General features: G+C 40.9%; 38 protein-coding genes and 1 riboswitch. Of the genes, 23 read left to right on the plus strand and 15 right to left on the minus strand.

What is annotated here, in order from left to right; translation table 11 throughout:
* Positions 1–148 precede the first annotated feature (148 nt).
* The gene (locus ACZ43M_RS05165) at positions 149–1129 is read left to right on the plus strand and encodes a quinone oxidoreductase family protein (protein WP_464506351.1); all 981 of its coding nucleotides are present in this window, start codon (positions 149–151) and stop codon (positions 1127–1129) included.
* Between the two features lie 786 nt (positions 1130–1915).
* On the opposite strand, the gene ACZ43M_RS05170 is transcribed toward ACZ43M_RS05165, so the two are convergent.
* From ACZ43M_RS05170 to ACZ43M_RS05180, 3 genes are read right to left on the minus strand one after another with little or no spacing between them, the layout of a single operon-like run.
* Complete coding sequence (locus ACZ43M_RS05170) at positions 1916–2194, minus strand: DUF3784 domain-containing protein (protein WP_464506352.1); 279 nt, start codon at positions 2192–2194, stop codon at positions 1916–1918.
* Positions 2195–2216: 22 nt separating this feature from the next.
* A complete protein-coding gene (locus tag ACZ43M_RS05175; RefSeq protein WP_464506353.1) occupies positions 2217–2588 on the minus strand; it encodes a hypothetical protein in 372 nt (123 codons plus the stop codon).
* Between the two features lie 25 nt (positions 2589–2613).
* Positions 2614–2826, minus strand: a complete 213-nt coding sequence (locus ACZ43M_RS05180; RefSeq protein ID WP_464506354.1) for a helix-turn-helix transcriptional regulator — start codon at positions 2824–2826, stop codon at positions 2614–2616.
* Positions 2827–2980: 154 nt separating this feature from the next.
* Here ACZ43M_RS05180 and ACZ43M_RS05185 point away from each other — a divergent pair, with 154 nt between their 5' ends.
* On the plus strand, positions 2981–3688 hold the full coding sequence (locus tag ACZ43M_RS05185; protein WP_464506355.1) for a YjjG family noncanonical pyrimidine nucleotidase: 708 nt from the start codon (positions 2981–2983) through the stop codon (positions 3686–3688).
* 113 nt (positions 3689–3801) lie between these two features.
* On the opposite strand, the gene ACZ43M_RS05190 is transcribed toward ACZ43M_RS05185, so the two are convergent.
* On the minus strand, positions 3802–4146 hold the full coding sequence (locus tag ACZ43M_RS05190; protein ID WP_464506356.1) for a YqzG/YhdC family protein: 345 nt from the start codon (positions 4144–4146) through the stop codon (positions 3802–3804).
* A gap of 99 nt (positions 4147–4245) precedes the next feature.
* Here ACZ43M_RS05190 and ACZ43M_RS05195 point away from each other — a divergent pair, with 99 nt between their 5' ends.
* The gene (locus tag ACZ43M_RS05195) at positions 4246–4671 is read left to right on the plus strand and encodes a DUF1801 domain-containing protein (protein ID WP_464506357.1); all 426 of its coding nucleotides are present in this window, start codon (positions 4246–4248) and stop codon (positions 4669–4671) included.
* On the opposite strand, the gene ACZ43M_RS05200 is transcribed toward ACZ43M_RS05195, so the two are convergent.
* The gene (locus tag ACZ43M_RS05200) at positions 4668–4850 is read right to left on the minus strand and encodes a hypothetical protein (RefSeq protein WP_464506358.1); all 183 of its coding nucleotides are present in this window, start codon (positions 4848–4850) and stop codon (positions 4668–4670) included. The genes ACZ43M_RS05195 and ACZ43M_RS05200 overlap by 4 nt on opposite strands.
* Before the next feature lie 84 nt (positions 4851–4934).
* Here ACZ43M_RS05200 and ACZ43M_RS05205 point away from each other — a divergent pair, with 84 nt between their 5' ends.
* Positions 4935–5432, plus strand: coding sequence for an N-acetyltransferase family protein (locus ACZ43M_RS05205; RefSeq protein ID WP_464506359.1), 498 nt, complete (start codon positions 4935–4937; stop codon positions 5430–5432).
* Positions 5433–5444: 12 nt separating this feature from the next.
* Here ACZ43M_RS05205 and ACZ43M_RS05210 read toward each other — a convergent pair whose 3' ends face one another.
* The gene (locus tag ACZ43M_RS05210) at positions 5445–5579 is read right to left on the minus strand and encodes a hypothetical protein (protein WP_464506360.1); all 135 of its coding nucleotides are present in this window, start codon (positions 5577–5579) and stop codon (positions 5445–5447) included.
* A gap of 42 nt (positions 5580–5621) precedes the next feature.
* Complete coding sequence (locus ACZ43M_RS05215) at positions 5622–5858, minus strand: hypothetical protein (RefSeq protein WP_464506361.1); 237 nt, start codon at positions 5856–5858, stop codon at positions 5622–5624.
* Between the two features lie 134 nt (positions 5859–5992).
* Here ACZ43M_RS05215 and ACZ43M_RS05220 point away from each other — a divergent pair, with 134 nt between their 5' ends.
* Entirely contained in the window at positions 5993–6565 is a 573-nt protein-coding gene (locus ACZ43M_RS05220; protein WP_464507964.1) for a GNAT family N-acetyltransferase, read from the plus strand.
* A 339-nt stretch (positions 6566–6904) separates the two neighbouring features.
* On the opposite strand, the gene ACZ43M_RS05225 is transcribed toward ACZ43M_RS05220, so the two are convergent.
* Both ACZ43M_RS05225 and ACZ43M_RS05230 read right to left on the minus strand, forming a co-directional pair.
* Positions 6905–7597, minus strand: a complete 693-nt coding sequence (locus tag ACZ43M_RS05225; RefSeq protein WP_464506362.1) for a Type 1 glutamine amidotransferase-like domain-containing protein — start codon at positions 7595–7597, stop codon at positions 6905–6907.
* 22 nt (positions 7598–7619) lie between these two features.
* Complete coding sequence (locus ACZ43M_RS05230; protein ID WP_464506363.1) at positions 7620–7793, minus strand: hypothetical protein; 174 nt, start codon at positions 7791–7793, stop codon at positions 7620–7622.
* A 128-nt stretch (positions 7794–7921) separates the two neighbouring features.
* Between ACZ43M_RS05230 and ACZ43M_RS05235 the strand changes: the two genes are divergently transcribed.
* Positions 7922–8221: a hypothetical protein gene (locus tag ACZ43M_RS05235; RefSeq protein WP_464506364.1), complete on the plus strand. Its 300-nt coding sequence runs from the start codon at positions 7922–7924 to the stop codon at positions 8219–8221.
* Positions 8222–8255: 34 nt separating this feature from the next.
* On the opposite strand, the gene ACZ43M_RS05240 is transcribed toward ACZ43M_RS05235, so the two are convergent.
* A complete protein-coding gene (locus ACZ43M_RS05240) occupies positions 8256–8873 on the minus strand; it encodes an NUDIX hydrolase (protein ID WP_464506365.1) in 618 nt (205 codons plus the stop codon).
* A gap of 79 nt (positions 8874–8952) precedes the next feature.
* Here ACZ43M_RS05240 and ACZ43M_RS05245 point away from each other — a divergent pair, with 79 nt between their 5' ends.
* The 6 genes from ACZ43M_RS05245 to ACZ43M_RS05270 all read left to right on the plus strand — a co-directional run bounded on the left by ACZ43M_RS05245 (position 8953) and on the right by ACZ43M_RS05270 (position 13047).
* Positions 8953–9417, plus strand: a complete 465-nt coding sequence (locus ACZ43M_RS05245) for a GNAT family N-acetyltransferase (protein ID WP_464506366.1) — start codon at positions 8953–8955, stop codon at positions 9415–9417.
* A 266-nt stretch (positions 9418–9683) separates the two neighbouring features.
* Entirely contained in the window at positions 9684–10925 is a 1242-nt protein-coding gene (locus ACZ43M_RS05250; RefSeq protein WP_464506367.1) for an MFS transporter, read from the plus strand.
* 89 nt (positions 10926–11014) lie between these two features.
* Complete coding sequence (locus ACZ43M_RS05255) at positions 11015–11551, plus strand: HD domain-containing protein (RefSeq protein WP_464506368.1); 537 nt, start codon at positions 11015–11017, stop codon at positions 11549–11551.
* 22 nt (positions 11552–11573) lie between these two features.
* Positions 11574–12080: a GNAT family N-acetyltransferase gene (locus tag ACZ43M_RS05260; RefSeq protein WP_464506369.1), complete on the plus strand. Its 507-nt coding sequence runs from the start codon at positions 11574–11576 to the stop codon at positions 12078–12080.
* A gap of 10 nt (positions 12081–12090) precedes the next feature.
* Positions 12091–12492, plus strand: coding sequence for a GNAT family N-acetyltransferase (locus tag ACZ43M_RS05265; RefSeq protein ID WP_464506370.1), 402 nt, complete (start codon positions 12091–12093; stop codon positions 12490–12492).
* A 12-nt stretch (positions 12493–12504) separates the two neighbouring features.
* Entirely contained in the window at positions 12505–13047 is a 543-nt protein-coding gene (locus ACZ43M_RS05270) for a GNAT family N-acetyltransferase (RefSeq protein WP_464506371.1), read from the plus strand.
* Between the two features lie 71 nt (positions 13048–13118).
* Here the strand turns inward: ACZ43M_RS05270 and ACZ43M_RS05275 are convergent, their stop codons facing one another.
* Positions 13119–13343: a hypothetical protein gene (locus ACZ43M_RS05275; protein WP_464506372.1), complete on the minus strand. Its 225-nt coding sequence runs from the start codon at positions 13341–13343 to the stop codon at positions 13119–13121.
* Positions 13344–13508: 165 nt separating this feature from the next.
* Between ACZ43M_RS05275 and ACZ43M_RS05280 the strand changes: the two genes are divergently transcribed.
* From ACZ43M_RS05280 to ACZ43M_RS05290, 3 genes are all read left to right on the plus strand, one after another.
* Positions 13509–13964 carry a DUF2269 family protein gene (locus tag ACZ43M_RS05280; protein ID WP_464506373.1) on the plus strand — a complete coding sequence of 152 codons (456 nt, stop codon included), beginning with the start codon at positions 13509–13511 and terminating at the stop codon, positions 13962–13964.
* Positions 13965–14053: 89 nt separating this feature from the next.
* A complete protein-coding gene (locus tag ACZ43M_RS05285; RefSeq protein ID WP_464506374.1) occupies positions 14054–14359 on the plus strand; it encodes a hypothetical protein in 306 nt (101 codons plus the stop codon).
* An 11-nt stretch (positions 14360–14370) separates the two neighbouring features.
* Entirely contained in the window at positions 14371–14931 is a 561-nt protein-coding gene (locus ACZ43M_RS05290) for a maltose acetyltransferase domain-containing protein (RefSeq protein WP_464506375.1), read from the plus strand.
* A gap of 16 nt (positions 14932–14947) precedes the next feature.
* On the opposite strand, the gene ACZ43M_RS05295 is transcribed toward ACZ43M_RS05290, so the two are convergent.
* The gene (locus ACZ43M_RS05295) at positions 14948–15439 is read right to left on the minus strand and encodes a YobA family protein (protein WP_464506376.1); all 492 of its coding nucleotides are present in this window, start codon (positions 15437–15439) and stop codon (positions 14948–14950) included.
* A 105-nt stretch (positions 15440–15544) separates the two neighbouring features.
* Between ACZ43M_RS05295 and ACZ43M_RS05300 the strand changes: the two genes are divergently transcribed.
* From ACZ43M_RS05300 to ACZ43M_RS05315, 4 genes are read left to right on the plus strand one after another with little or no spacing between them, the layout of a single operon-like run.
* Entirely contained in the window at positions 15545–16174 is a 630-nt protein-coding gene (locus tag ACZ43M_RS05300) for a pyridoxamine 5'-phosphate oxidase family protein (RefSeq protein WP_464506377.1), read from the plus strand.
* 13 nt (positions 16175–16187) lie between these two features.
* Entirely contained in the window at positions 16188–16505 is a 318-nt protein-coding gene (locus ACZ43M_RS05305; RefSeq protein WP_464506378.1) for an alpha/beta fold hydrolase, read from the plus strand.
* Positions 16502–16993, plus strand: a complete 492-nt coding sequence (locus ACZ43M_RS05310; protein ID WP_464506379.1) for a hypothetical protein — start codon at positions 16502–16504, stop codon at positions 16991–16993. Before ACZ43M_RS05305 ends, ACZ43M_RS05310 begins: the two co-directional genes overlap by 4 nt.
* A gap of 21 nt (positions 16994–17014) precedes the next feature.
* Positions 17015–17398 carry a hypothetical protein gene (locus ACZ43M_RS05315; RefSeq protein ID WP_464506380.1) on the plus strand — a complete coding sequence of 128 codons (384 nt, stop codon included), beginning with the start codon at positions 17015–17017 and terminating at the stop codon, positions 17396–17398.
* Positions 17399–17425: 27 nt separating this feature from the next.
* Here ACZ43M_RS05315 and ACZ43M_RS05320 read toward each other — a convergent pair whose 3' ends face one another.
* Together ACZ43M_RS05320 and ACZ43M_RS05325 are read right to left on the minus strand one after the other, a co-directional pair.
* Positions 17426–17827 carry a YbaN family protein gene (locus ACZ43M_RS05320; protein ID WP_464507965.1) on the minus strand — a complete coding sequence of 134 codons (402 nt, stop codon included), beginning with the start codon at positions 17825–17827 and terminating at the stop codon, positions 17426–17428.
* 70 nt (positions 17828–17897) lie between these two features.
* A complete protein-coding gene (locus tag ACZ43M_RS05325; RefSeq protein WP_464506381.1) occupies positions 17898–18683 on the minus strand; it encodes an alpha/beta hydrolase in 786 nt (261 codons plus the stop codon).
* Between the two features lie 144 nt (positions 18684–18827).
* On the opposite strand from ACZ43M_RS05325, the gene ACZ43M_RS05330 reads away from it, so the two are divergent.
* From ACZ43M_RS05330 to ACZ43M_RS05340, 3 genes are all read left to right on the plus strand, one after another.
* Positions 18828–19070, plus strand: a complete 243-nt coding sequence (locus ACZ43M_RS05330; protein WP_464506382.1) for a hypothetical protein — start codon at positions 18828–18830, stop codon at positions 19068–19070.
* A gap of 210 nt (positions 19071–19280) precedes the next feature.
* Entirely contained in the window at positions 19281–20528 is a 1248-nt protein-coding gene (locus tag ACZ43M_RS05335) for a cation:dicarboxylate symporter family transporter (RefSeq protein ID WP_464506383.1), read from the plus strand.
* Positions 20529–20730: 202 nt separating this feature from the next.
* A riboswitch (cyclic di-GMP riboswitch) is annotated at positions 20731–20818 on the plus strand.
* Between the two features lie 53 nt (positions 20819–20871).
* The gene (locus ACZ43M_RS05340) at positions 20872–21909 is read left to right on the plus strand and encodes a GGDEF domain-containing protein (RefSeq protein WP_464506384.1); all 1038 of its coding nucleotides are present in this window, start codon (positions 20872–20874) and stop codon (positions 21907–21909) included.
* A gap of 78 nt (positions 21910–21987) precedes the next feature.
* On the opposite strand, the gene ACZ43M_RS05345 is transcribed toward ACZ43M_RS05340, so the two are convergent.
* Positions 21988–22659 carry a response regulator transcription factor gene (locus ACZ43M_RS05345; RefSeq protein WP_464506385.1) on the minus strand — a complete coding sequence of 224 codons (672 nt, stop codon included), beginning with the start codon at positions 22657–22659 and terminating at the stop codon, positions 21988–21990.
* 261 nt (positions 22660–22920) lie between these two features.
* Here ACZ43M_RS05345 and ACZ43M_RS05350 point away from each other — a divergent pair, with 261 nt between their 5' ends.
* Positions 22921–25233: a YhgE/Pip family protein gene (locus ACZ43M_RS05350; RefSeq protein WP_464506386.1), complete on the plus strand. Its 2313-nt coding sequence runs from the start codon at positions 22921–22923 to the stop codon at positions 25231–25233.
* The last annotated feature ends 278 nt before the right edge of the window (positions 25234–25511 follow it).

The following is a 25511-nucleotide window of genomic DNA, read 5'->3' on the forward strand; positions in this document are numbered from 1 at the left end:
TAGGTTGTTGAGAGTGTGGTAACCTCAATTATCCTTAGATTTCAGGGGGTGGCAATTTTTTTGCTTATAAAGCCCTCTATAATAGGATTCTATAGCCTATTTCTTATAAAAGTTTTTACAATACGAGCTTACTGAAGGGGGGATGTTAATGAAAGCAGTGGTCGTAACAAACTTCGGCGGACCTGAATTTTTATCCTATCAAGATATGGAGATTCCGAAAATTAATGAGGATGAGGTACTGATTCAAGTAGTCAAGACAAGTGTGAATTTTGCCGATATAAAACAGAGGTATGGGAAAAAGGGTGGCAAATTACCTTTCGTTCCTGGTTTGGATGCCGCCGGTTATGTAGTAAAAATTGGGGCGAATGTTTCTAATCTGACAGTTGGGCAAAGAGTGATTGCTTTTACAAAAGGCGGCTCTTATGCAGAATACGCCGTTGCTTCCCAGAAATTAGTGTATCCAATACCTGATGAGTTGGATTTTGAGATAGCAGCAGCTTGTCCAGTGGTGTCATTTTTATCCCATAGATTACTTTACAATATTGCAAGAATAGAAAAGGGAGAATCATTATTGGTCCATGCAGCAGCCGGAGGTGTCGGCACAACCGTCATGCAGCTTGCCAAATTAATGGGGGCAAGTAAGGTGATTGGGACGGTTGGACATCCTGATAAAATAAATACAGCATTGGAAAATGGCGCCGACTATGTGATTTGTTATGAACAAGAGGACTTCGCAGCGAAAGTAAATGAACTGACAAATGGCCAGGGAGTAGATATTATCCTTGATTCCGTATCTGGTGGGGTGACCGAAAACAGTTTCAATTGCTTGGCACACTTTGGCCGGTTGATCCATTTTGGAAACTCTGGGGGACAAGTTGGAAACATTAAAACGGTAGATTTGCATGCAAGCTGCCGAAGTGTTCTTGGTTATAGCTTGGGCACAACCAGGCAGATGAGACCAGAGCTTTTGCAGGATACGGCGCAAAAAGTAATTCCCTATCTCGTAAACAAACAATTAACCATATCGATTGGACATAGATACGATTTAAAGGATGCTGCCAGTGCACACCTTTTGGTTGAAAGTAGGTTAAATAAAGGGAAAATCATACTGAATGTTCTAGAGCAATAGCAAAATTTAGGTGAACGCGTCATGAGGACTCTTTTCATGACGTGTTTGAGGTGGAAATTTGGGTGAAAGCGTCATGAGGACTCCTTTCATGACATAGTTGAGGTGGAAATTTGGGTGAAAGCGTCATGAGTACTCTTTTCATGACGTGTTTGAGGTGGAAATTTGGGTGAAAGCGTCATGAGGACTCTTTTCATGACATGTTCCGGTTAAAAATTTAGGCAAACGCGTCATGAGTACTCCTTTCATGACGTGTTTGAGGTGGAAATTTGGTTGAAAGCGTCATGAGGACTCCTTTCATGATGTGTTTGAAGTGGAAATTTGGTTGAAAGCGTCATGAGTACTCTTTTCATGACATGTTCCGGTTAAAAATTTAGGCAAACGCGTCATGAGCACTCTTTTCATGACGTGTTTGAGGTGGAAATTTAGGCAAACGCGTCATGAGGACTCTTTTCATGACATGTTCCGGTTAAAAATTTAGTCAAACGCGTCATGAGCACTCCTTACATGACATGTTTGGGTTAAAAATTTAGTCAAACGCGTTATGAGCACTCCTTACATGACATGTTCGGATTAAAAATTTAGGCAAACGCGTCATGAGGACTCTTTTCATGACATGTTCCGGTTAAAAATTTAGTCAAACGCGTCATGAGCACTCCTTTCATGACGTGTTCGGGTCAAATAATTTAGTCAAACGCGTCATGAACACAACTCTCGTGACGTGTTTGTGGAAAAGAGCACCCTTCTCGACAATCTGAAAAGCAGGGGAATTCTCCTGCTTTTATGCAATTATTCTACCATCCTGGTATTAACATAGCCAAGCAGAATCACATAACCTACGATCATGATTGGAAATAGTATTTGTGTATCAGGATTGTCAATAAACGCTGCTATTAACATGGCAATCCCGATGACAAGGTTATATCCCCCGACTAATTTTGCAAGTTTTTCTTGGTCTTTCACACGGCTTTGATTAAAGCCTGATAATATCCAAGTTTGCTTTTTTACCCCGATGAGAAATGCTAACGCTAATAGAATGATCCCTGTGACTATAAATCGTTCATTCATCTCCATGCCCCCTAAAATCTTTTTATCCTCTGCGCGCCAGTAACGGAACGATATAGTATGCCACAATAAATGTGAGTGCTAAATAAATGATGAGGTAGCTTGCCTTGACGGAATGTACATTAAGAATCTGATCCGAAACGATTAAGTAAACTAATAAAAGCAGATTGGAAATAGAAAATGTTTGGAAGGAATATTCTCTGATGTTAGCATTGATCCTTTCGTCATACTCTATTTCATTTTTAACATCTTGCCTCTTCACTCTGATCCATTTGGCACTTCCAACACCGACAGCAAGCCCTGCTATAATGCCCAACTGCCATTGCCCGGATAGCAGACTAACAATAGCGCTGCTCACAATTACACTTGTAATGATTTTTAAAAAATGCACTTGCATGGTTACTACCAACTCCCTAAATTAGTTACTCTTCTATCCAAAACAATTCATCCAAGGGGCGCTCGAGGTGCTTGCTGATCAGCAAACAAACACGAATAGTGGGGTTATATTTATTTGCTTCGATTAGGTTCATTGTCTGCCGTGTTACTCCAACCAATTTTGCAAGTTCACCTTGAGTCAAATTATCCTTTTCAATACGGGCAACTTTTACCTTGTTTTTCACAACGACCTCATTCAACTTCATTACCTGCCCTTAAGTTTCTATATTTACATTGTAATATATATTTTACTTTTTGAAAATATATATTACTTCGGAGTTGATTTTATTTGCCAAATGTAAATACATGATAAAATGGTTTAAACCAGTTATTTAAAAGATTTTGGAGGCAGCTATGAGATACGAAACAATCTTGTTTGATATTGATGATACATTGTTTGACTTTGGAAAGTCTGAAGAGAATGCATTCCGTAAGGCGTTTTTGGAGTTCGGATTGCCTGCCGCACTGGAGGATTATCGGCCGCGTTACAAGGAAATCAGCAAGGTGCTTTGGGGAGAATTGGAGCACGGGCTCATTACCTTGTCACAATTGGGTAAGGAAAGATTCAATCGGTTGTTTTTGGAATATGATCTTAAAATGGATGGAGAAGAATTTAACACAATCTATCTCGATTACTTGGGCATGGAGGGCCATCTCGTTGCGGGGGCTTTGGAGGTGTGTACCACACTGGCAGAGGACTGCCGGCTTGCGGTGATCACAAACGGGTTTGGCGAGGTGCAGAAATCAAGAATTGCCAGGTCGCCGCTTTGCTCTGTCTTTGACCAAATCATCGTTTCTGAAGAAGCTGGATTTCAAAAGCCTCATAAAGGCATTTTCGACTATGCTTTTTCCAAGTTGAATATTGCCGAAAAGGAAAAGGTGTTGATTGTGGGGGATTCGCTGACATCTGATATCCAAGGGGGAATCAATTACGGCATTGATACTTGCTGGTTTAACCCACATCATAAAGAAAATACGTTGGGAATTATGCCAACCTATGAAATTCGCGAGTTATGGGATCTTTTAAAAATAGTACAAGTTACAAAAGTGATGTCTCTTTAAAATATTCCGCGGATATATCAAAAATATCGCGGATAAGATGACTTTTCCGCGGATAATTCACCCAAAATCGCGGATATAATGAATCTTAGCGGTGATATACTTTCAGAAGAACTTTATCTTGTTGTCTCCCGATACTTAACACTTAGAATCTTTTCCGTTTTATTATCAAATTCAATATCAATAAATACACCAAATTCTTTTTGAGGTTCTTTCAGCCACAGTTTAAATTTTTCAACAGATGACTGGGGGCCGCTCGTTCTGCCAACATGAAGATAATCCACAATTTGAGCCTGAGGATATTTTTCATGGGTTTTCTTCATGGCAATTTTCCCCCATTTAGCATAAGGCGGAATCGGTTTCTGTTGGGCAATTGAAATAGGAGGAAATCCCACCGAGAAAACACCTTCAGTAAAAAGCAGCACCGTCGTTACCATGAGGCTCAACATGACCTTTCTCATATAAAAACCCCCTTTGTTATTACACCTAGCATGGCATTTTCACGAAAAAATATGTAGGAAACAGCAGCTGCAAATATATCCAATAGGAGTGAATAAAACATGTACGAACAAAAAACAAAACAAACGGACCAAAGTGTAATTGAGTTTATCGAGAATGTGGACAGCCCGAAGAAACGTGAAGATGCATACAAGTTATTAGATATTTTCTCTGAAAGTACAGGGCATGAGGCAAAAATGTGGGGGCCGAGCATAATTGGGTTTGGATCTTACCATTACAAATATGAATCAGGGCATGAAGGGGATGCGCCGCTTGTCGGATTTTCACCGCGAAAGGCCAAGGTTAGTTTGTATTTTGCCCCTGGTGAAACGAAACGGGAGGAATTGTTAAAGACGTTTGGAAAACATACCTCGGGCAAAGGGTGTGTATACATTAATAAAGTTGCTGATATTGATGTTGAGGTTTTAAAACAGTTGATTCTCGAATCGGTCCAATTCTTACAGGAAAAGTATCCAAATCAGGACTAAAGAAATTGTTCAAAGGCTGCTAAAACTACGAAGCCAAATAAAACTAATCCAATAAAAAGGAGGATATCCCTCTTATCATTATGTTCATTTTTCTTGGACATTCTTTTATATAAAGTTTCCCGATAGATTTTTTGAACCCATTGCTGCTTGGAGTAAAACGGACTTCTTTGCGTTTTCATGGAATCACCTTATTTACTTATTTTTACATATTAGACGAATCGTAACGGAGGAAAGTTGCAAATTTTTATGGGGGGAGAATGAAAATGGTTATCAGAGAAATTGAGGTGGAAGATGCTGAACAGCTAACATCGTTAATCCACCAGGTTGAGGCAGAATCTGATTATATGATGATGGAAGCGGGAGAAAGGCAATCGGCACCGGAAAAGCAGCGTCAAAGAATACAATCTATCGAAAAAAGCGAGAACTCCACAATCCTAGTTGCGGAGGATGATGGAAAGTTGGTTGGCTATATGTTTGTCATTGGCGGAACCGCTAGACGGACTAGACATTCGGCTTACCTTGTCGTCGGCATCTTAGCAGAATATCGTGGCCAAGGTGTTGGGACTAAACTGTTTGAAAACCTGGACGTGTGGGCCGCCGACAAGCAGATCCATCGTTTAGAGCTAACAGTCGTGACTCGTAATAAAGCAGCATTGGCGTTATATAAGAAAATGGGGTTTGAGGTTGAAGGGACTAAACGGGATTCTCTGGTGATTAATGGAGAGTATGCCGATGAATTTTATATGGCCAAGCTGGTATAGGGAAGACGCCGCTTAAAGGCGGTCATCTTCCCATGCTCTCGTTGTGTCTTTTATGTTTGCCTTACTTTTTAACGTTTTTTCTGCCTGACTTTGGGCTGCGGGATTATTAAATTGATCAGCAGGAATCCCCTTATTTTCTTTTTTCAAAAAATGACCTCCTCAAAATTAAGCTTAGCGAAAGCTCAGTTTTCACATAGTGAAAAAGCCCAGTGCGTATTTAACCGCTTCATGAATATCCTTTGTTTCGTAAGCATCCATGTCCTCATGGGAAATCTTCATTTTCACACTCTCTAGGTCAAATCCACTATCCAAATCAATTTCCAACAGCACTTCGTATCCTTCGGGACCAACGGTCGAATCAATAATGTTAAACGTACGAATAGCGGACCCTGTTTCGTAATCCGACGGTTCTAGACTATCTGCCATAAACACACCCCGTTATCTTACATTTCTGACTACAGCATTAGGTTTCCAATCGCGCTTGCTGAGTATTCATTTCGTTTTTAAAAAAGGATTTAATCAATGAAACGAGAATATATAGTCGGTAACTAAAAATGGAGATGATTGAATTGAGTGAAGTTTATATCGATTGTGGTGAAATTTATCTGCGCGAATTCAGGCTTGAGGATGTAGATGGGATTTATGAAATCACCTCCCAGCCCGAGGTCTATGAATACTTGCCTGATTGGAAAACAACGCGAGAGCAGCGGTTACATTATGTTGCCAATTATGAAATTCCATCTAATAATCGGCTTCTGGCAGATTTGCCGAATATTGAAGGCCAAACCTATTTGAACCTGGGGATTGTCTTAAAAGAAACGGGAGAGTTGATCGGCTTCTGTCATTCAGGACTGAAACAGGGTTTACCAGTGCCAAATCGGGAAATTGCGTACGGAATCTCCAAGGCTTATTGGAATCGGGGCTATGCCTCCAAGGCGGCAAAAGGCTTAATTGACTTTTTGTTTGAAAAGAGTAATGTGGAAGTTTTAAATGCGGTAGCCGTTCCTAACAATGTTGGGTCGAATCGGGTTATTCAAAAATGTGGTTTTCAATTGATTGGGGATGTTGAAATTGATGGTCAAATCCATCATCATTACATACTTAAGAGAAACGATTGGCAAAATAATAAATAAGATCGGTAGTTCTCATTGAAGACACATACAGTGGATATTGGCTTGGGATTGTCGCCAATGGCCATTATTGAAGACACTTATATCAAAATTTGAAGCCAAACTGTCGTCAATCGGGCTTATTGAAGACACTTTCACTGATTTTGCGCTAGAAAGTGTCGTCAATAGGCCTTGTTGAAGACACTTTTATCAATTTTTAGCTAGAAATTGTCGTCAATAAGCGTTATTGAAGACACTTTTATCGAAATTTGAAGCCAACCTGTCGTCAATCGACTTCATAGAGGACACTTTCGCAAGCAATCCATTCAAAAGTGTCCGCAATCAAAAGCTTCTCCCAAATAACTACCCTAAGTACTCCGTCTCCAGCTCTGTTTCAACAACCTTGCCTTCCCAGCTAACAGAATAAGCCTTTGCTTGCGGCCTTGATCTGACAATCTTATGGATCTCCCCGTCGATATAATGAATCGCCACTCCGTCATCAGCAGCAACTCCTCCTTGGAGGAGCCCAGACTCAACCATTCGTTGAAAAGCCCGCCGTCTATCCGCTTCGCCATCATAATGCGGACAATTACTGCCACGAAGGAACCCTAACGCTTTAATTGGTTCAAGTTGGTCGCCGTAGGAATCCGTAACACCCGCTTCAAACCAGCAAATCGAACCGGCACTGATTCCTGCCAAGATAATTCCCTTCTCCCAAGCCTTCCGCAAAATGGTATCCAAACCCCATTCCTTCCAAAGCACCACTAAATTCTTGGTGCTGCCGCCGCCGACATAGATAATATCTTTTTCCAGTACAAAACTTTCTAAATCTCTTGTAGGCGGTCTAAATAACGATAGATGAGAAGGTTCACAGGGCTGATTTTTAAAAAAGGTATAAAAATTGTTCACATACCCTTCCGCATCTCCGCTGGCTGTCGGGATAAAGCAGATTTTCGGATTCGTTTTCCCCGCTCGCTGCAATATGTACGTATCCAATAAAGGATTCTCCGGTTCCATCGAGAAACCTCCGCCGCCCATCGCTATAATTTGCCTCATAGTTAAACCCTCTCCCCGAAAATTATTTCAAAACATTCAATATAACCATTAATAATAGCCCAATCCCAAAAAAGCTCAAAACAAAATAGCCAAAAAACCTTAATGGTCTTGGCAGTTTCTTTAAATTGCCCTTGCCCGCGTTTCCCTCAACCTTGTCAAAATGGTCTATCACATCATTAAATGGCTCTTTGTCCATTGTGACTCCCCCTATCCATTCACCTATACCTTTACATTCTTCATTAAAAAAGAAAATCCTTCAAAAGCAATTTTTCCTATAAAACCATGATTGTGATATGATTAAGGCGAAGAAGAATGAGGAAAGCAGTGGTAAAGATGAACACGGTAAAAGTACAGGGAATAACCCTTGAAAACATAAAGGTAAGAGAGACAGGCGGTTACAATGGCGTGGAAATTTATTTTACGATACATGGAAACTTGTATAATTTCATGATTGCCAAAACGAATCCACCAATGCCGCTAAATATTATCCACAATTTTAAGGAAAAGGGGATTTGTCCAATATGCAAACGAACGATCTACCCTTATCCGATTGGGAACCAGCCTTGTCTCGAGTTGAAAAAAATCGATCGCTTACTCTTGGAGAAGTTTCAAAGTTTACTGTAATGGTATGGCGCACTTGCCATACCATCTTTTTCATTTAATCTAAGTACACGGGCTGATTCGGATCTTTCAAAAAGGAAAAGGCGAGCCCGATTTGTTCCTTTGTATTCCGCGGGATGGAAAGCGGCGGCAGATCGTTTTCACCAAAGAACTCAACATCACTTGTTTCCACGCCTTCAGCAGCTTTTCCGCCAACGATTTCACATTGGATAAACATTTTGTATACATGATAAGGAGATGGCGGGTGGGGGTGGCGCTTGTAATCGGTGACCGCCAGTAATTTTACCGCTTTAACATCAAACCCTGATTCTTCCTTTACCTCTTTAACGGCCACTTCTCCAGGTGTATAGCCAATATCGGCCCAGCCTCCCGGAAGCGACCATTTGCCATCGTGGTTTTCACGGACCATGAGGATTTTATCGTCTTGAAACACAACCGCCCGTATATCAACCTTTGGTGTCGCATACCCTGTTTCGTTCGCAAACAAATCAGCAATCGTAGTTTTTTCCAACCCAGTGTGTTCTTCCAAGATTTCCACACTTATCTTTCGAATTTCTTCAAACCGCTCCAAGTCAAAGACATCCTTAGAATAGGTCAATCCTGCTTGGGCAATGGACTGCAGCTGCTTTGCCCAGTCTAGCCATTTTGGTTCCATTTTTTATCACCACCTGCTTGTCTCATACTATCATAGTATATTAAATTAATGAAAAATTGTGTCAAAGGGAGGAAGGGTCGTGAAAAATGTTGTCTTAAAAACCGTAGCGCAAGAGAATCATCCATCATTTATGGATTTGCTGCTATTAGCAGATGAAAGTGAAGAGATCGTGAATGAATACATAGATGAAGGAGAAATGTTTTCCATTCAATATGAAGAGAAGCTAGCGGGGGTCATATTATGTATCTTCCATCCCGGACAAATTGTCGAGGTGAAAAACATGGTAGTAATAGAAGACTTCCGTGGAAAGGGTTTAGGAAAAATCGTTCTGAATATGGCATTTGAAGTTTACCGTGACAGGGGCTTGGTAAAAATGATAGTAGGAACAGCCAATTCCAGCATTGCCAACCTAGCATTTTATCAAAAAGCGGGATTCAGAATGACCGAAATTAAACGTGGTTTTTTTGAAAAATACCCAACGCCCATATATGAGAATGGAATTAGGGCATTGGATATGGTGATGTTTGAAAGAATTTTAACTTGAAAAATTGGCTTTTCCAATAATTCCTTTTTCTTGAAAGTGACATACAAATCAAGTAATATGGTAATACGAAATTGCGAAAAGGGTGGACTTATTGCCTATGATCAGCTAATCCTATTTAAGAAGCAATTCGTATAGCTTAAAAACGAACAAATTTCTGGATAGGATTAGTGCGGGTTTTAATAACTGGAGGGCAAAAGTACGAAATGTACTTTGCCTTTTGGTGCCTGTTTTGCCTCCTATTCAGAGTTGGATTAGGAGGTTTTTTAATGGAACAAACCAATTCGGAAATGACACTGGGGTCACTGTTTCGGAATCGTGTTATCCAAACGATTTTATTGTCAACTTTTTTCCTGCAGATTGGGATTTGGGTAAGGAATTACTCTATTCTGTTATTTGTCGTGGAGAAGACCAATGAAGATCCGGTTGCGGTATCGCTCATCTCTGTAGCAGAGTTTGCGCCGATTTTTTTATTTTCCTTCATCGGGGGAACATTTGCTGACCGCTGGCGGCCGAAGCGGACGATGATATGGTGCGATTTCCTTAGTGCCATATCTATCTTTGTCGTACTAATTGCACTAGTATTTGGCAGCTGGAAGGCTATTTTCTTTGCGACGCTGGTTTCCTCGATTCTGTCACAGTTTTCGCAGCCATCGGGTATGAAGTTGTTTAAACTTCATGTTAAAGAAGAGCTTATCCAGATGGGGATGTCCATCTATCAAACGATGTTTGCCTTGTTTATGATTCTCGGCCCGGTTCTAGGGACTTTTGTTTACCAGCGATACGGGATTAATGTCGCCATTGCCATCATGGGGGTTGCCTTCTTGCTGTCTGCCGGAATACTATTCTTGCTTCCGCCAGACTATGAAGTAGAGGAAAAACAGGAAAACACAACGGTCATGCAGGAAATGAAAGCAGGGTTCAAGTATGTTTTTAACAGCAGGGCCCTTACTTTGCTGGGCGGCTGCTTTGCAGCAGCAGGGTTAGCACTTGGACTGACTCAGCCACTTGCTGTTTTTCTTGTAACCGAGCAGCTTGGTTTGCCAAAAGAGCAGCTGCAATGGCTAATGGCGGCCTTTGGAGCCGGAATGATTTTAGGAGGGGGATTGACGGTAGGCCTGGCGAAAAAAACACCGCCGCAAATCCTGCTCGCCCTCGGCATGACAGTAAATGCCATCGGATTTATCATGCTAGGAATATCGGAGATTTTCTGGCTCACGCTGGCAGTTCAATTCTTTACCGGATTATTTATGCCATGTATTCATATTGGAATCAATACGATGATTCTGAAGAATACCGATGCTTCCTTCATCGGCAGGGTCAACGGAATATTAAATCCGGTATTTATGGGAACCATGGTTATTACCATGACTGCAAGCGGCTGGCTGAAGCAAACCTTTTCCCTTGTTACCATGTATGAAAGCTCGGCCATGCTTTTCATTGTCGGAGTCTTTTTCTTGGTTCCATTATTTAAGGGTGCGACTGTTTTGAAAAAAAGTGAAGAGGTTTAATCTGAATCAGGAGCTTACTTTTGTAGGCTCCTTTTTAAGTATATAGAGGGAAATGATGGTAAAATGGACATATCAAAGGGGGGATTTTAGTGGTTATCATTGATAAAGCGCTACAGATTGCCAGTAAAGCACATCAGCGTCAATGCAGGAAGGGAACAGATATCCCATATATTGCGCACCCAGTGGCTGTGGGCATAATCTTACTAAAGGCAGGCTACCGTGATGAAGTTGCCGCGGCAGGAATTTTGCATGACACGGTGGAAGATACTGAACTTACCCTTGAAGATATCAAGCGGGACTTTGGCACGGAAATCGCCGAAATCGTAGCGGGCTGTTCGGAGCCAGACAAGACACTATCTTGGGAGGAACGTAAGGAACATACCATTGAGTTTTTGAAAACAGCCTCAGAGGAAATTCGGGCAGTCGCCTGTGCAGATAAGCTTCATAATATCCGTTCGATTATTAACGATTACGAGAAAGATGGCGAGGCAGTCTGGGACCGGTTTAACCGAGGGAGAGCTCAGCAGAAATGGTATTATACCAGCCTGGTAGAAAGTTTGCGTTATTCTGGTTCGATTCCATTAGTTGAGGAATTAGCGAGGGAAGTATATCGGTTATTTAAATAATGTTTGAAAATGGGGGTTTGACATGGAGATTAAACTATTAGAACCAGAAGATGCTGAAAGCTACTGGCAACTTAGGCTTGAGGCATTACAACAGAACCCGGAGGCCTTTTTAACAAGCTATGAGGATGCCATCAAAAGAGAAAATCCGGTGGAACAGACTGCACGCAATTTCACTGCACAGGAGAACTACACCTTTGGCGCCTTTGATGGGCTAGAACTCATCGGTGTTGTCACTCTAATGCAGGAAACCCCAGACAAAATCCGCCACCGTGCTAACATTTTTGCCATGTATGTAACGCCTGGTAAGCGAGGTACGGGAACCGGAGAGGCCTTATTAACCGCCGCAATCAATAAAGCCAAAGAGATAGATGAAATCGAAAAAATCAATTTGAGCGTTACTGCCGGCAATGAGAAAGCGCAAAACCTATATATTAAATTAGGCTTTAAAGTGTTTGGTTATGAGGAAAAGGCAATGAAAATAAATGGAAAATATTTTGATGAAGAGTATATGGTATTACATTTGAAATAAGGAGAAACTTATGGAAATTAACTATAAAGCCCCCGCTCCATCTGAGTATATTAATCTACGGGTTGAAGGCGGTCTCAGCAGCAAGTCGCTGGAAGCTGCCACAATTGGTCTAGCAAATTCTTTATTCACTGTCTCAATCTACGAAGATAACACCCTGATTGGATTGGGCCGGGTCGTTGGCGATGGCGGGACCGTGTTTCATGTCGTGGATATTGTCGTAAGGCCGAGTTTCCAAGGTCAGGGTCTTGGCAAGATTATCATGCAGGAAATCATGGACTATCTCGATAAAAATACTTACCCAGGCTCCTATGTGAGCTTAATTGCGGACGAACCAGCTAATAAGCTTTATGAGAAGTTTGGCTTCCAATATACCTATCCAAGATCCCACGGAATGTACAAGATGTATAGATAAGGTGGTGAGAATATGTTAACAGGAAAGACTATTTACCTAAGACCATTTATAGAGGAAGATGCAGCCGCACTTCTAGAATTGCAACAGGAGAACCGGCATTTCTTCGAAAAATTTTCTTATGAGCGTAATGAGGATTTCTATACCTTCGCCGCTCAAAAGGAAAGAATCAAAAGTCTCCAAAAGGATTGGCAGGCGGACGAAACTTATACTTTTGGAATCTACTTAGAGGAAAATGAAAAATTAATAGGAACGATCAATCTTTTTCAAGTGATGCGGAGTTCCCTGCAAAGTGCATTTATCGGGTATTTTTTAGATAAACAGCATAATGGAAAAGGCTATACCACAGAGGCCGCAAAACTGATTGTTGAATATGCGTTTAACGAATTGAACCTACACCGGATTGAGGCTGGCGTCATGCCGCACAATATCGGTTCGATTAAAGTCCTCGAAAAAGCAGGTTTCCACAAGGAAGGAATTGCCGTTAAAAATGTGAAAATTAACGGAAAATGGGAGGACCATCAGGTATTGGCCATCATCAATCCCAATGATGTATAGACGCAAAAAACCGGCTAGCCCCATCATGAGCTATGCCGGTCTTTGCCAGTAATGCTTGTCCCATCAAGCATTTAAATCCAAGAAAATCCTCGTCTTCTGTCATCCCAATCGTCGCGGCGATTATCATGACGTCTGTCATCAGTACGATGTCTGTCATCAGTACGACGTCTGTCTTCCTCTTCCACGATGACGCGATTAGCACGAATAATCACTGTGTCAGCATTAATCACGATGCGTCTGTTGTCATTTCGATTGCTAACACCAGCTACTTCTTCATCCATAAAATCTCTGGACATGTATTTCCCCCCTTTCGGACTTATAGTTATTAAAATATGTTTCCACGATAAAAAGGTGTGGACAAACTGTGGGAAATCTCAAAAATATGTAACAAAGCTATTTATATTAAATAACAAGTTTATGATAAAATTTAGGTTGTTAGAGTAATTGGAGGTCGCTGCAACATGATGATTTTCTATAAAATTCTTGTCATATTACATATTTTTTCAGCCATCATCGGGATGGGTCCTGGATTTATTTTAACGACGGTTGTTAAATCGGGGAAAACGATGACAGAATTGCACCATTCCTATGCCATCCGCCACAAATTGCATATTTATGTCATGATTGGCGGCATTATGCTGCTTGTCACTGGTTTGCTCATGGGGGCGATTAATCCAACCCTGTTCCGGATGGGGTGGTATGATACGAGTCTTGTCCTATTTTTGACTGCTTTGGCGATTGGCCCTGTCATGCTGACACCAAGGTCAAGACCGATTAAACAGATGCTGGAATCCCATCAAGGCGAAGATATTCCAGAGGAATATTGGCGGTTATCAAAAGAACTTTTTAAATATGAACACCTTGAGAATTTCATTTTTATCATCATCATTGCACTTATGATAATAAAGCCATTTTAATATAGAAGGAGTGTGTGGTCATGGCGGTTTCCACTCCTTTTTGTTTATTGGTATAATGGTAAATATTTTTACTTGAAAGCGTGTTGATAATGAAGAAAAACCTCATTTTTATTGGAACAGCCATTCTAATACTCTTTGTGCTATTATTTGGGACCTATAAATTAATGAAGAACTCCCGAACACATCAGGTATTTGGTGGATATTCTTCTCCATCAGACAAAATAAAGTATATAAAAGAGAATATTCAACCTGGTTCAATTATTCTTATGCACCCATGGTATGGCGATACTGCAGAAGAATTGATTGCGATTGAAGGAATATTAAAGTTCTTAACGGATAAAGGCTATACATTTGTGACAGTGAATACACTTCAAGAAATGCAGACAAATAATTAGGAGATAAAAAGATGAAAACAGAAAAAGAAAAGATGTTGAATGGCGAGCTTTATGATGCTTCAGATCGAGATTTAAAAAAAGAACGGTTAAACGCTCGAAGATTGACCCGATTATTTAATGAGACACCCGAAACAGAAAAGGTCAAAAAAGTAGAGTTATTAATGGAGCTTTTCGGTTCCACAGGAAAGCATATCAACATAGAACCAACCTTCCGCTGCGATTACGGTTACAATATCCATGTCGGCGAAAATTTCTTTGCCAATTTTGATTGTGTCTTTTTGGATGTATGTGAAATTCGCATAGGCGACAACTGCCTGCTTGCCCCGGGCGTACATATCTATACCGCAACTCACCCATTGGATGTAACTGAAAGAATTTCAGGGGCTGAATATGGAATTCCCGTAACGATTGGCAACAATGTCTGGATTGGGGGCAGAGCAGTTATCAATCCCGGAGTCAACATCGGCAATAATGTCGTGGTCGCATCAGGTGCTGTCGTTACAAAGGACGTACCGGATAATGTAGTTGTGGGCGGGAATCCGGCAAAAATAATTAAACACCTAGACGCTTGATTCAATCAGGCGTTTTTTATTTTTCATCGGCAATTGTCACATTAGTTTCGTCCTCCCCTTGATTGATCAAAACGTCCCAACTATCCAATGTTTCATCGTACTTTACCGATTTTACCGCTGGCACCCCCTGTTGGTTAATGGCATCTGTAACCAAGGCTTTTCGAACGGCTTCGGCTTCGGATAAGTCAGCGTTTTTCGGCTTTGTCTCAGGCAAGATTTGAACCTTCTCCGCTTGTGATTGCCCCGGGTAAGATTCGGCTACAATATCAAACCAAACCTGTACTTTATCGCCGACCTTTACTTTTTCTGGAGCATTAGAAAACCAAATGGCATTATAAAATTCCGCTAATCCCCCTGTAGAACTGAAATCTTTGGGCTTGGAGGCAACGACTAGAATCCGGCCGTTCTCTTTTTTTACAACATACCCTTCCATCCCTGGGTCTTTATGTGTAGTGCAGGCGACCAACCACAGGCTAGAAAGGAACAAGACAACTAATAACTTTTTCATTCAGCTGTACACCCCTTTCTTAATTAGACTATCGCATTTAATTGTGAGTTTCATCTCAAATAGTGTTAAAATTCAAAATATATCAAAGAGAGGGAGAGGGGTTATTTGGATTATTTTAAAAATAAGGTTGAAAACGAAGCGGAACTCCGGTCAATTATTGGCTTTCCTAGTGAACTTGCATCCAAAAAGGTCATTTCATATATTGATCGTCATTGTGCAGAGTTTATTGCTAAATCACCATTCCTTGTCATGTCGACGGCCGATGAACATGGCTTTTGTGATGTATCACCGCGGGGAGACAAGGCGGGATTTGTCCATGTTTTAAATGAAAAACAATTCATTATTCCCGAACGTCCGGGTAACAAAAGACTAGATTCATTGCGTAATATTTTGTCCAATCCCAAAATAGGGCTGCTTTTTTTCATCCCGGGATTAGAGGAGACACTGCGGGTGAACGGAAGGGCAGTCATTGTTAAAGATGAAGAATTGCTTGAAGAAATGGCCATTAAAGGAAAAACACCACTATTGGGTATAGGTGTTGAAGTGGAGGACTGTTTCATTCATTGTGCCAAAGCCTTAAAGCGGTCAGGTTTATGGGATACAGGGTCCTGGCCAGCAAAGGACACGCTGCCTTCGGCTGCTAAAATTCTGTTTGAACATGCCAAACTTCCAGATTCCACGGTGGATACCATTCAAAAAAGTCTTGAAGAAAGTTATACGAAGCGGCTGTATTGAGGAGATAGGGGAAATGAAGTTTATTTTCGAGAAGGAAGTATTATTTTACGATACAGCAGGAAGCGGCCATCCACTAATTATCTTGCATGCGATGGGTACGGATCATCGGTCAATGAAGGCTTGGCTTGAACCGATTTTTCAAGATTTGCATGGATTTCAAAGAATCTATATTGATATTCCGGCACATGGGCGAAGTACTTGCAACAGCGTTCAATCTACCGAGGACATGCGCCGTATCATACTAGCGTTTATTGATGAAGTGCTCGTGGGGAAATCATTCAGTTTAATTGGTCACTCATTTGGGGGGGGGATATTGCGCAAGGAATTTTGAACGCAAAGGCGAATCAAGTGACCGGCATCTGTCTACTTGCATCGGCCGTTCATTTGAAAGAAAGAACCTTGCCGGAAAAGGTGGTTAGAGCAAAAGACGAGGAAAGCCTTGCCTCAGTTGACTCGGATATCCGTGCAGCGGTCGAAACGCTGATGGTATATCAAACACACGAGAACCTGGGACGTTTCTTGGAGGAGGTACAGCCTGGACGACTGTTGGCTAATAAAGACTTTCTTCAATCTAATTGGCGTGAGCGGGGTTATTTTTTCAAAGAGACCCCATTTGAAAATCTTACAAACTTGGAACAGCCTGCCCTCGTGATTTGCGGCAAACAGGATTCTATTTGTGGTTATAAAGATCATGTGTTTTTATTAGATAATTTTTCAAATATGAGCTTTGTCTTGCTTGACCAAGCGGGGCATTTAATGACGATTGAAAAAAGGGAAATGGTACAATCATTGGTGAGTGATTGGTTAATAAATATGTAGGAGAATATCGGAGGATTAGACATGAAGGACATTCAAGCATTTGCCAAGCAATATCAGAAGGAATTGGGATGGGACATTAGCACTGACAGCTATCAAGAAAGCCGCGAATCCTTACTGCATAACTATTTATTATTTACAACCGAAGTAGCAGAGGTTGCGGAAGAGCTGAGAAAGTCCTTTAATTTAACGAGTTCATTTATCGAAGAGGGAATCAGTGAGGAAAAGGCATTCCAACTGGCCAAAGAGCAGATTAAAGAAGACATCGGCAAGGAACTGGCTGATTGCCTTGCTTACATGCTGAAGTTTTATAATTTCTTTGATATTGACCTGGAGGAAAGTTTTTATGCAAAAATGGCCGAGGTGAAGGGTCGCAGGAACAAAGACGCTGTGAAATCTGAGGGATAATTGTAAAAAGACAGGATAATCCTGTCTTTACTCATTTATTGAGCTATTCATAGCTGGTACTGTTTTAATTTTATTGAAGAAATAGTAATACTTATAAGCCACGATTAGCAGCAGCATGATTCTGACGAGGAAATGGTCAACCATAAAGAAAGCTATTGCAATCATTACATCCGCAAACAAAAGAATCGTCCATTTTTGCTTTAGGGTCATAGCTCGTTCCCTGACAAAGCTTTCGAGATGGCGTTTATAAATGCCTGTCCCTTTGAACCAGTGCTCAAACCGCTCCGAGCCTTTCACGAAACAGAACGATGCTAGAAGTAACAACGGTGTCGTAGGCAGTAAAGGTAAAATAATCCCCAGCACGCCCAAGCCTAAGGAAATAAATCCAATTACAATAAAAATAAACTTAATGATACGATTTTGAATGATATAGCACCCCTTTGGATGAGGTTTGAACCGTTTTTTCTTATATTATACCATAATACCGGGTTCGCCTTTTTCAATCCAAAGCTTTATCATCAAACAAATAAGACAATACCCCCGGAATTCTTTCTCGGAAGAAACGATAATGATGCTCCGCATCTTCAATCTCTTCAAAGCGGATATTATCCATTTTGCTGCTCAAAAGTCCATATACCTTCCTAGCTAAATCGATGAAAAGCTGACTTGCTTCCGGATCAGCGGGTACTTCTTTCGTTCCTATATCCATATAAAACTTCTCTATTTCTTCAAGGTTCGATTCCTCAATTAATGCCTCAATGGCTTCTTGATTTCGATAGTAAGCCGTTGATAACACAGCAATTTTTCGGAAAATATGCGGATAAATGCATGCGGCGTAAGTAGATATAAGGGCTCCTAATGAAATCCCAGCCATCGCGGTTTCATTTGGCAACGTGCGATATTTACGGTCGATTAACGGCTTCAGCTCGTCAACAATAAAATCCACATAAGCTTCACCATTTCCGGCAGCGGGACTTAAATAGCCCAAAATCTGCTCGCTTAATTTACCATGAGGCCATGGGCAATAATCATTTAAACGTCCATCACCAACCGAGTTTTGGTCAATCCCGACAACGATGATTTCGAGCCCAGATTGGTCCAAGTAATCCTTTAAGCCCAGGGAAGTACCACCAATGGAGCCCTCATCCTCAAAAACATTTTGCCCGTCGTGCATATATAGAACAGGATAACGTTTCGTTTCATTATGATAATTATCAGGAACATACACAGTGATCATTCTTTCTTGCTGGAACGATGTCATATAAACGGAGAATTTCTCTAACAACCTGGCTCACTTCCAATCTAGAATTCTTTCTTAATAAATTTACCACAACGCCAACTTTTTGCCTAAATTTTTCTATTAAAAGTAAATTTCACCCAGTATAATAGGTGGATTAAAAAAATTCCCCACTATATGGAATGATGCAAAATGCTCACGAGGAAAACAAAAAAGATTCAGAGTACACCAACGAAATTGGAGGTTCCAGTGTATATTTTTGCCGGCCGTCAGGATTACCAAACCCCTTCACCAATAGCAAAGAAATATTTTGATGTTCTGGAATGTCCGTATAAAGAATTTGTCTGGTTTGAACACTCCGCCCATTTATTAAACTTTGAAGAACCGGAGAAATTTTATCAAGAATGTTTAAAAATTAAGAAGAAGCTGGCTTGAACTATAATTTGAACTCCTTTACAAGGGGTTCTTTTTATTTTAATAGAATAAAGTGTACGAATGGTGAAAATGATAGAAAAGAGTGATTTGGGTGTATTTTACCATTGAAATCAAAGTAGATAAAAAATAAAATTATAACAGTATAGCATCTGCATACCGTGATATTATTTATATATAATATTTGATTTCATATATAAAGGAGATGTGTAAATGAAACGAATTAGCTTAGCTTGGCAAATCTTCATTGGCTTGGCGTTAGGTATTACTGTGGGTGCGATTTTCTACGGTAACCCGCATGTAGCTGAATTCCTGCAACCAATTGGAACCATTTTTATTCGCCTCATTAAGATGATTGTTATACCAATTGTTGTTTCAAGTATTATCGTTGGTGTTGCCGGAGTCGGTGACATGAAATCACTAGGAAAGCTTGGCGGTAAGACGCTTCTTTATTTTGAAATCATCACAACGATTGCGATTTTCTTAGGTCTTCTATTTGGTAACGTGTTTCATCCGGGTACCGGAGTTGACCGTTCTCAGCTTACAAAAACTGATATTAATTCCTATGTAGAGACCGCCGAAACGACTCAAACGCATTCGATGGTTGATACGTTTGTCAATATTGTTCCAACGAATATTATTCAGTCGTTAGCGAGTGGGGATATGCTGGCGATCATTTTCTTCTCCGTCATGTTTGGACTTGGAATTGCAGCCATTGGGGAAAAAGGGACCCCGCTGCTTAATTTCTTCCGAGGTACTGCGGACGCGATGTTTTATGTTACCAACCAAATCATGAAGCTGGCACCGATTGGGGTTTTCGCTCTTATTGGTGTAACAGTATCCAAGTTTGGCCTAACATCGTTAATTCCTTTAGGTAAATTAGTTCTAGTAGTTTATGGTGCCATGATCTTCTTTATTATTGTTGTACTGGGCATCACAGCGAAAATTGTCGGCTTCAGTATTTTTAAGTTGTTGAAGTATTTAAAAGATGAATTATTATTAGGTTATTCTACCGCAAGTTCGGAGACAGTACTCCCGAAAATCATGGAAAAAATGGAGAAGCTGGGATGTCCAAAGGCGATTACATCGTTTGTTATCCCAACCGGCTATTCATTTAACCTTGACGGGTCTACCTTGTATCAGGCCATTGCCGCCTTGTTTATCGCCCAAATGTATGGCATTCACATGGGAATTGGCGAGCAAATCACATTAGTTCTTGTATTAATGGTTACATCAAAAGGTATTGCCGGGGTTCCGGGTGTTTCGTTTGTTGTATTGCTTGCTACATTGGGCAGTGTCGGCATTCCTGCTGAAGGACTTGCATTTATCGCTGGTATTGACCGGATTCTTGATATGGCACGTACATGCGTCAATATTGTCGGCAACTCCTTGGCAGCCATTGTTATCTCGAAATGGGAAGGTCACAGCCTTGAAGATGAGCCAGAACAACTGGCAGCGTAATGGACCTAATTACAATATAAAAAAGATATAAAAGGTGCTTGACGTCTTATGTCAGGCACCTTTTGTTATCGGGCCTTTTGGCCTAGTTTAACCAACAAATTTTATATTAAAAATTCCAGTTTTCTGCTAGAATGGAGGTATACTGAGATAATTACTGAAAAGCTGTTTCAGTAGGATAAAGAATTTCTTCATTACCTGTAGGAAATCGATAGGGCAAATTTATTGAAAGATAAAGGCGCAAAGCTATAGGGGCTAAAGGTGAAAAATGACTATGCCAGCCAGCTGCCGTTGTTGAGTAATCAGGCGGGACTAATCGATAAAGATTAGTTGGGAGAGGAAATCAATGAGAAAACCGGACATATCATTGGATGACCTAAAGCGAAGTATTTATCTATGGGTCGTGCCGATAATTATTATTGCTTTAATCTTGAATACTATTTTGCAGAATTTATTTGTTGACGACATGTTCGATGCTTTTGTAAATAGTACTCTAACCATATGGTTTCTTATTAGCTGGGTGCTGCTATACAAAAATCGCTTCGTTGTTTTCACCGAGTATTCTAATTTGCTGTTGATCAGTTTTTATCACATTACCACGTTATTTGATGTCATCTACAACGATATCGTTAAATCCGGCGGTGGAGACCTGGGAGATTTCATTATCTGGACACCGTTATTTTTAACGTTTATCTTTTTCACTCTTGGTGTAAAACGAGGGATTTATTTTTCCAGCTTCATATTTATCATTACATTGATAATCGGGATTGCATTTATTGGTCAACTGCCAACTAGCTCAATTGATTCCCTGGTCCAATTTTATTTTGCAAACTTTGTCTATATTATTGTCCTTAGCTTTACTCAATATCTATTCAGGGCCTTTACGGAGGTTGAACTAGTAAAGAAACATGCTTACCTCGATTCATTAACAGGGATTGCAAACCGTCACCAGATTGACGCGTGGCTTGAAAAAAAACTAGCAGATTCAAAAACGATGGACAAGTCGTTTTCGATTATCTTTTTTGATATCGACCATTTCAAATGCGTAAATGACCGTTTTGGCCATAAGGCAGGCGACTCGGTCTTAATACAATTGGCAGAACATATTAAGAATAATCTTGCCCAGCAGGACTTGTTTGGACGTTGGGGCGGGGAAGAATTTCTCATTATTACTAATGAGGTTGGTCATAATGCCTTCCAGCTTGCAGAACATTATCGAACATTAATCGCCGCTCATGAGTTTACTGGAGTCGGAAGTATAACTAGCAGTTTTGGAGTAACCTGGTGTCAGCCAGATGACAGCATTGACTCCTTATTGAACAGGGTTGATAAAGGACTTTATAAATCGAAGGATAAGGGCCGAAATATGGTCAGTATCATTTAATAGGAAAAAACCGCTTATGAAGTGACCCCCATAAGTTGGACTAATAATCCAGCTTAAGGGGGTTTTTTTGCAAAAAAATTAAAGAATAATTCCTTTTCTCATCCCAACTGCGACTGCCTCTGCGCGATTATTAGTGCCAAGCTTTCTTACAACAGACGTTATATAATCCCGTACAGTGAATTCGCTTACACCCATCCACGAGGCCATTTCTTTTATGGAATATCCGTTGGCAAGATGCTGAAGCACCTCTGTTTCACGCTTGCTCAATATGTTTTTTGTCTGTGTTGGGAGGAAGGGAAATGTAAAATACTCGGAAAGCAATGTTAAATAATTATGCTCAAAAGGATATTCTCCAAGATAGCGGTCAACGATTGCACAGCCTACTACCGTATTGAAAAGACAAATAGGAATAATAGCCATGGTTATGTCCAGTTCCTTTACATATTGTTCAGGAAAATAGCCAAGGCTGTCCTCTGTATTAATAAAAGCCGGCTTATTTCTTGTCAGGGCCTGATAAATCGGAAAAATTGGCCGGACATCTTCCTTGATTCCTCTAATCGAAACCACTTTATCGTTTTCAATCAGTAAGACTCCCTCGCCCAAATAGCTAAGTGGAGAGTATATAAAAAAGGCCGCCCTTTGAAACGGAAAGAACTGCATGCACCCGTGCAGCATATTTTCTACCTTTCGTCTCAGGTCAGAGATTGCTGCCGTTTTCTTTAGATGATTATAGACAGCAGGATTCATCATTCGACAAATTTTCCCCCTACATTTTCAGTAATATTTTTTATAATGCGTTCGTTCTACAATAGAGTGAAAGTTCCTACAATTTTAGCCCTACTACTTTTGACAGAATTCTGATTGCTGCGATAATACGTTTTCGTATCGAAAATGTAGGTTGGGCGACGAAATTGTATTGGGACCAATAAATTATGATTGGGCCGGTTAGTAAAGAAATGAATGAAGGTTCAGTCATATTTTATAATAAAAAGCAGCAAAGGGGGAGTATTTTTGAAAAATTTTTCCGAATTAGCCCTGCTAATGAAAGGGAGGGGTGGGTTTTTAGTACCGCTTCTGGCAGCGGTTGCAATTCCACTCATTTATGCACTCATTTATCTATCCGGGTTGCTTGATCCGCCGGAGACATTGCCGGAATTACCAGTAGCTGTCGTTAATCTGGACAAGGGGGCGGAAAACGACGGAGAAAAGCTAACGGTTGGTAATGATCTCGTCGAGGAGCTGAAGAAAGGAAAATTACTGGGGTGGGAGTTTGTCTCAGAAGAGAAGGCAGACAAAGGCCTTAAGGACAACCGCTATTATTTAGTTATTAAGATTCCTGAAGATTTTTCACAAAAGGCAACAACGGTAATGGATAGCGACCCGCAAAAGCTGGGCCTCGAATACATACAAAACGAGGGGAAAAACGGGCGAATTGCCGAAGTGACATCAGGTGCTGTTGAAACAATCAGGGAAAAGCTGGCCACAAAAATCACGACCAAATACGTAAAAAATGTATTTTCAAGTCTTGGTGATGTAGCAGCAGGATTCCAAACCGCCGCTGATGGGGCTGATAAAATCTATGACGGCTCCACCCAGCTTCACGATGGATCCACTCTGCTCTACAATACCTTAACCGAAAAATCACCTGACATTCAAAAACTTGCGGATGGCACAAAGGAACTAGCTGCCGGAACTAATGAAATGTACACCAACCTAAAAGGGAAGCAAGGGAGCATTTCTGAATTGGCGGCAGGGACTAAGGCTTTGAATGATGGGACTAATCAGTTGGTAGGCGGACTTAAAGCAAAATTACCGGATATCCAAAGACTTGCCGGGGGAACCCAAGAGCTTGCGAAAGGAGCAACTGACCTTACAAAGGGAACTGAAACCCTGTTAAATACCTTTAAAGGTAGTTCGGAAGGTTTTAAAACAAAAGTATCAACTGAATTATATCCAGGTAGCCTAGAACTCAAAGCAGGAACAGATAGGACGAAAACAGGCCTAACTGACTTAACTAAAGCCTTAAGTGAATTAAATACAGGACTAGGGCAATACAAGGAACATCCGGCACTTAAGAGTGATCCAAACTTCCAAAAAATTGTTGCTACATTAAACTTTATTGTAACCAATGAGGAAAAATTACCTGCCCTTAATGCCGGCATGGAACGCATTCAGGGTGGTGCCCAAAAGGTAGCAGAGGGAATTGGAGGACCTGATGGTAGTGGTGGTGTAATAGGTGGTATTCAGCAAACTATAGATGCACTAAACTATCAATTAATTCCTAATCCACCAGAAGGTCAAGATACCATATTTGAAGGAGCAACTAAACTAGAAGCTGGTGCCAAGGAAGTAGCGATTGGTACAGCATCAGTAGAAACTGGTTGGAAAACGTTAATTGCCAGTGCCGGACAATTGAACGACGGTGCAAAGAAGATCAAAGACGGTAACCAAACAGTAGATGCTGGCTGGAAGCAGCTAACCGCAGGTGCGAACCAAATTAATTCTGGTATGGTTCAAGTCAACGACGGCACTCAAACTGTTAATACAGGCTGGGGTGAGTTAACTGCTGGTGTTGAGAAACTGGACAATGGTCTAGGGGAATTAAACAGCGGTGCCAATGAACTCGCTACTGGCTTACATGATGGAGCGAAGGAAACAAGCGCCGTTAAAACTGGGGATAAGAATACCGATATGTTTGTATCTCCGGTCGAGCTAGTCGGCAGCAAGGTCAATGCTTACAGTGAATATCGCGACTCTTCTGCGCCGTATTATCTATCACTTGCGCTATTTGTAGGCTTGCTAATCATGACCCTGTTCGTTGATTTGAAAAATTCAACCACAGGAGTTGGCCCGACATCCTTTGCAAGCAGATTAACGACACTTTCCGTGATTGCCATTGCCCAAGCATTGGTCGTTTCGTTAAGTACATTGCTATTCCTGAATCTAAGTGTCACAAGCAGCTTTGCATACATCCTGTTCATGATTGTGACAAGCCTTGCATTTTTAATGGTCATTCTGGTATTGATTTCATTAGCCGGTCATGTTGGACGCTTTATTGCCTTCGTATTAATCATCCTTCAATTGATTATCTCTGGCGGCGATGCGCCAATCGAGGCATTACCGGATTCCTTGCAGGTACTAAGCAAATTTATGCCAATGACCTATTCCGTGTCAGGCTTCAAGTCATTAATTTCATTAGGAGATACCGGCGCAGCCTGGGGAAGTTTACTACTTTTACTAGTATTCCTGGCAATAAGTTTCGTCATTATCTTTGCATGGAATTTATTCAGAACGAAAAATATTGATGACACCGTTTCAGCTTAAAACGCTCAAACAAGAGAGGTTGCCTTTTGGCTGCCTCTTTTTAATGTGCAAAGAAGATTACCTTCCTAAAAATAGACTTTCCTCCATTCCAATTCAAATGCCCGTACATATTTTAGTAGTATAAAAACCGCAAGGAGGTGTCAAATTTGGAAACTGGAGGACGGCGAAATCCGTTTGGCTTTTGTATTTTTCCGGGGTATCGCTGGTGAGGTCCTGGCTGCAGCGGGCCGGGTGCTCCAATTAATGATGTAGACGATTGCTGCCGACGGCATGACTAT

This window comes from Neobacillus sp. B24, from assembly GCF_055381825.1.

Coding starts and splice junctions, on each gene's coding strand:
- ACZ43M_RS05195 (WP_464506357.1), top strand. CDS start 4,246: ATGTACGAACAAAAAACAAAACAAACGGACCAAAGTGTAATTGAGTTT.
- ACZ43M_RS05330 (WP_464506382.1), top strand. CDS start 18,828: ATGCTCACGAGGAAAACAAAAAAGATTCAGAGTACACCAACGAAATTG.
- ACZ43M_RS05205 (WP_464506359.1), top strand. CDS start 4,935: ATGGTTATCAGAGAAATTGAGGTGGAAGATGCTGAACAGCTAACATCG.
- ACZ43M_RS05270 (WP_464506371.1), top strand. CDS start 12,505: ATGTTAACAGGAAAGACTATTTACCTAAGACCATTTATAGAGGAAGAT.
- ACZ43M_RS05305 (WP_464506378.1), top strand. CDS start 16,188: ATGAAGTTTATTTTCGAGAAGGAAGTATTATTTTACGATACAGCAGGA.
- ACZ43M_RS05295 (WP_464506376.1), bottom strand. CDS start 15,439: ATGAAAAAGTTATTAGTTGTCTTGTTCCTTTCTAGCCTGTGGTTGGTC.
- ACZ43M_RS05190 (WP_464506356.1), bottom strand. CDS start 4,146: ATGAGAAAGGTCATGTTGAGCCTCATGGTAACGACGGTGCTGCTTTTT.
- ACZ43M_RS05285 (WP_464506374.1), top strand. CDS start 14,054: ATGAAGAAAAACCTCATTTTTATTGGAACAGCCATTCTAATACTCTTT.
- ACZ43M_RS05340 (WP_464506384.1), top strand. CDS start 20,872: ATGAGAAAACCGGACATATCATTGGATGACCTAAAGCGAAGTATTTAT.
- ACZ43M_RS05225 (WP_464506362.1), bottom strand. CDS start 7,597: ATGAGGCAAATTATAGCGATGGGCGGCGGAGGTTTCTCGATGGAACCG.
- ACZ43M_RS05250 (WP_464506367.1), top strand. CDS start 9,684: ATGGAACAAACCAATTCGGAAATGACACTGGGGTCACTGTTTCGGAAT.
- ACZ43M_RS05275 (WP_464506372.1), bottom strand. CDS start 13,343: ATGTCCAGAGATTTTATGGATGAAGAAGTAGCTGGTGTTAGCAATCGA.
- ACZ43M_RS05200 (WP_464506358.1), bottom strand. CDS start 4,850: ATGAAAACGCAAAGAAGTCCGTTTTACTCCAAGCAGCAATGGGTTCAA.
- ACZ43M_RS05220 (WP_464507964.1), top strand. CDS start 5,993: ATGATTGAATTGAGTGAAGTTTATATCGATTGTGGTGAAATTTATCTG.
- ACZ43M_RS05230 (WP_464506363.1), bottom strand. CDS start 7,793: ATGGACAAAGAGCCATTTAATGATGTGATAGACCATTTTGACAAGGTT.
- ACZ43M_RS05185 (WP_464506355.1), top strand. CDS start 2,981: ATGAGATACGAAACAATCTTGTTTGATATTGATGATACATTGTTTGAC.
- ACZ43M_RS05345 (WP_464506385.1), bottom strand. CDS start 22,659: ATGATGAATCCTGCTGTCTATAATCATCTAAAGAAAACGGCAGCAATC.
- ACZ43M_RS05335 (WP_464506383.1), top strand. CDS start 19,281: ATGAAACGAATTAGCTTAGCTTGGCAAATCTTCATTGGCTTGGCGTTA.
- ACZ43M_RS05290 (WP_464506375.1), top strand. CDS start 14,371: ATGAAAACAGAAAAAGAAAAGATGTTGAATGGCGAGCTTTATGATGCT.
- ACZ43M_RS05280 (WP_464506373.1), top strand. CDS start 13,509: ATGATGATTTTCTATAAAATTCTTGTCATATTACATATTTTTTCAGCC.
- ACZ43M_RS05265 (WP_464506370.1), top strand. CDS start 12,091: ATGGAAATTAACTATAAAGCCCCCGCTCCATCTGAGTATATTAATCTA.
- ACZ43M_RS05175 (WP_464506353.1), bottom strand. CDS start 2,588: ATGCAAGTGCATTTTTTAAAAATCATTACAAGTGTAATTGTGAGCAGC.
- ACZ43M_RS05165 (WP_464506351.1), top strand. CDS start 149: ATGAAAGCAGTGGTCGTAACAAACTTCGGCGGACCTGAATTTTTATCC.
- ACZ43M_RS05170 (WP_464506352.1), bottom strand. CDS start 2,194: ATGAATGAACGATTTATAGTCACAGGGATCATTCTATTAGCGTTAGCA.
- ACZ43M_RS05315 (WP_464506380.1), top strand. CDS start 17,015: ATGAAGGACATTCAAGCATTTGCCAAGCAATATCAGAAGGAATTGGGA.
- ACZ43M_RS05260 (WP_464506369.1), top strand. CDS start 11,574: ATGGAGATTAAACTATTAGAACCAGAAGATGCTGAAAGCTACTGGCAA.
- ACZ43M_RS05215 (WP_464506361.1), bottom strand. CDS start 5,858: ATGGCAGATAGTCTAGAACCGTCGGATTACGAAACAGGGTCCGCTATT.
- ACZ43M_RS05240 (WP_464506365.1), bottom strand. CDS start 8,873: ATGGAACCAAAATGGCTAGACTGGGCAAAGCAGCTGCAGTCCATTGCC.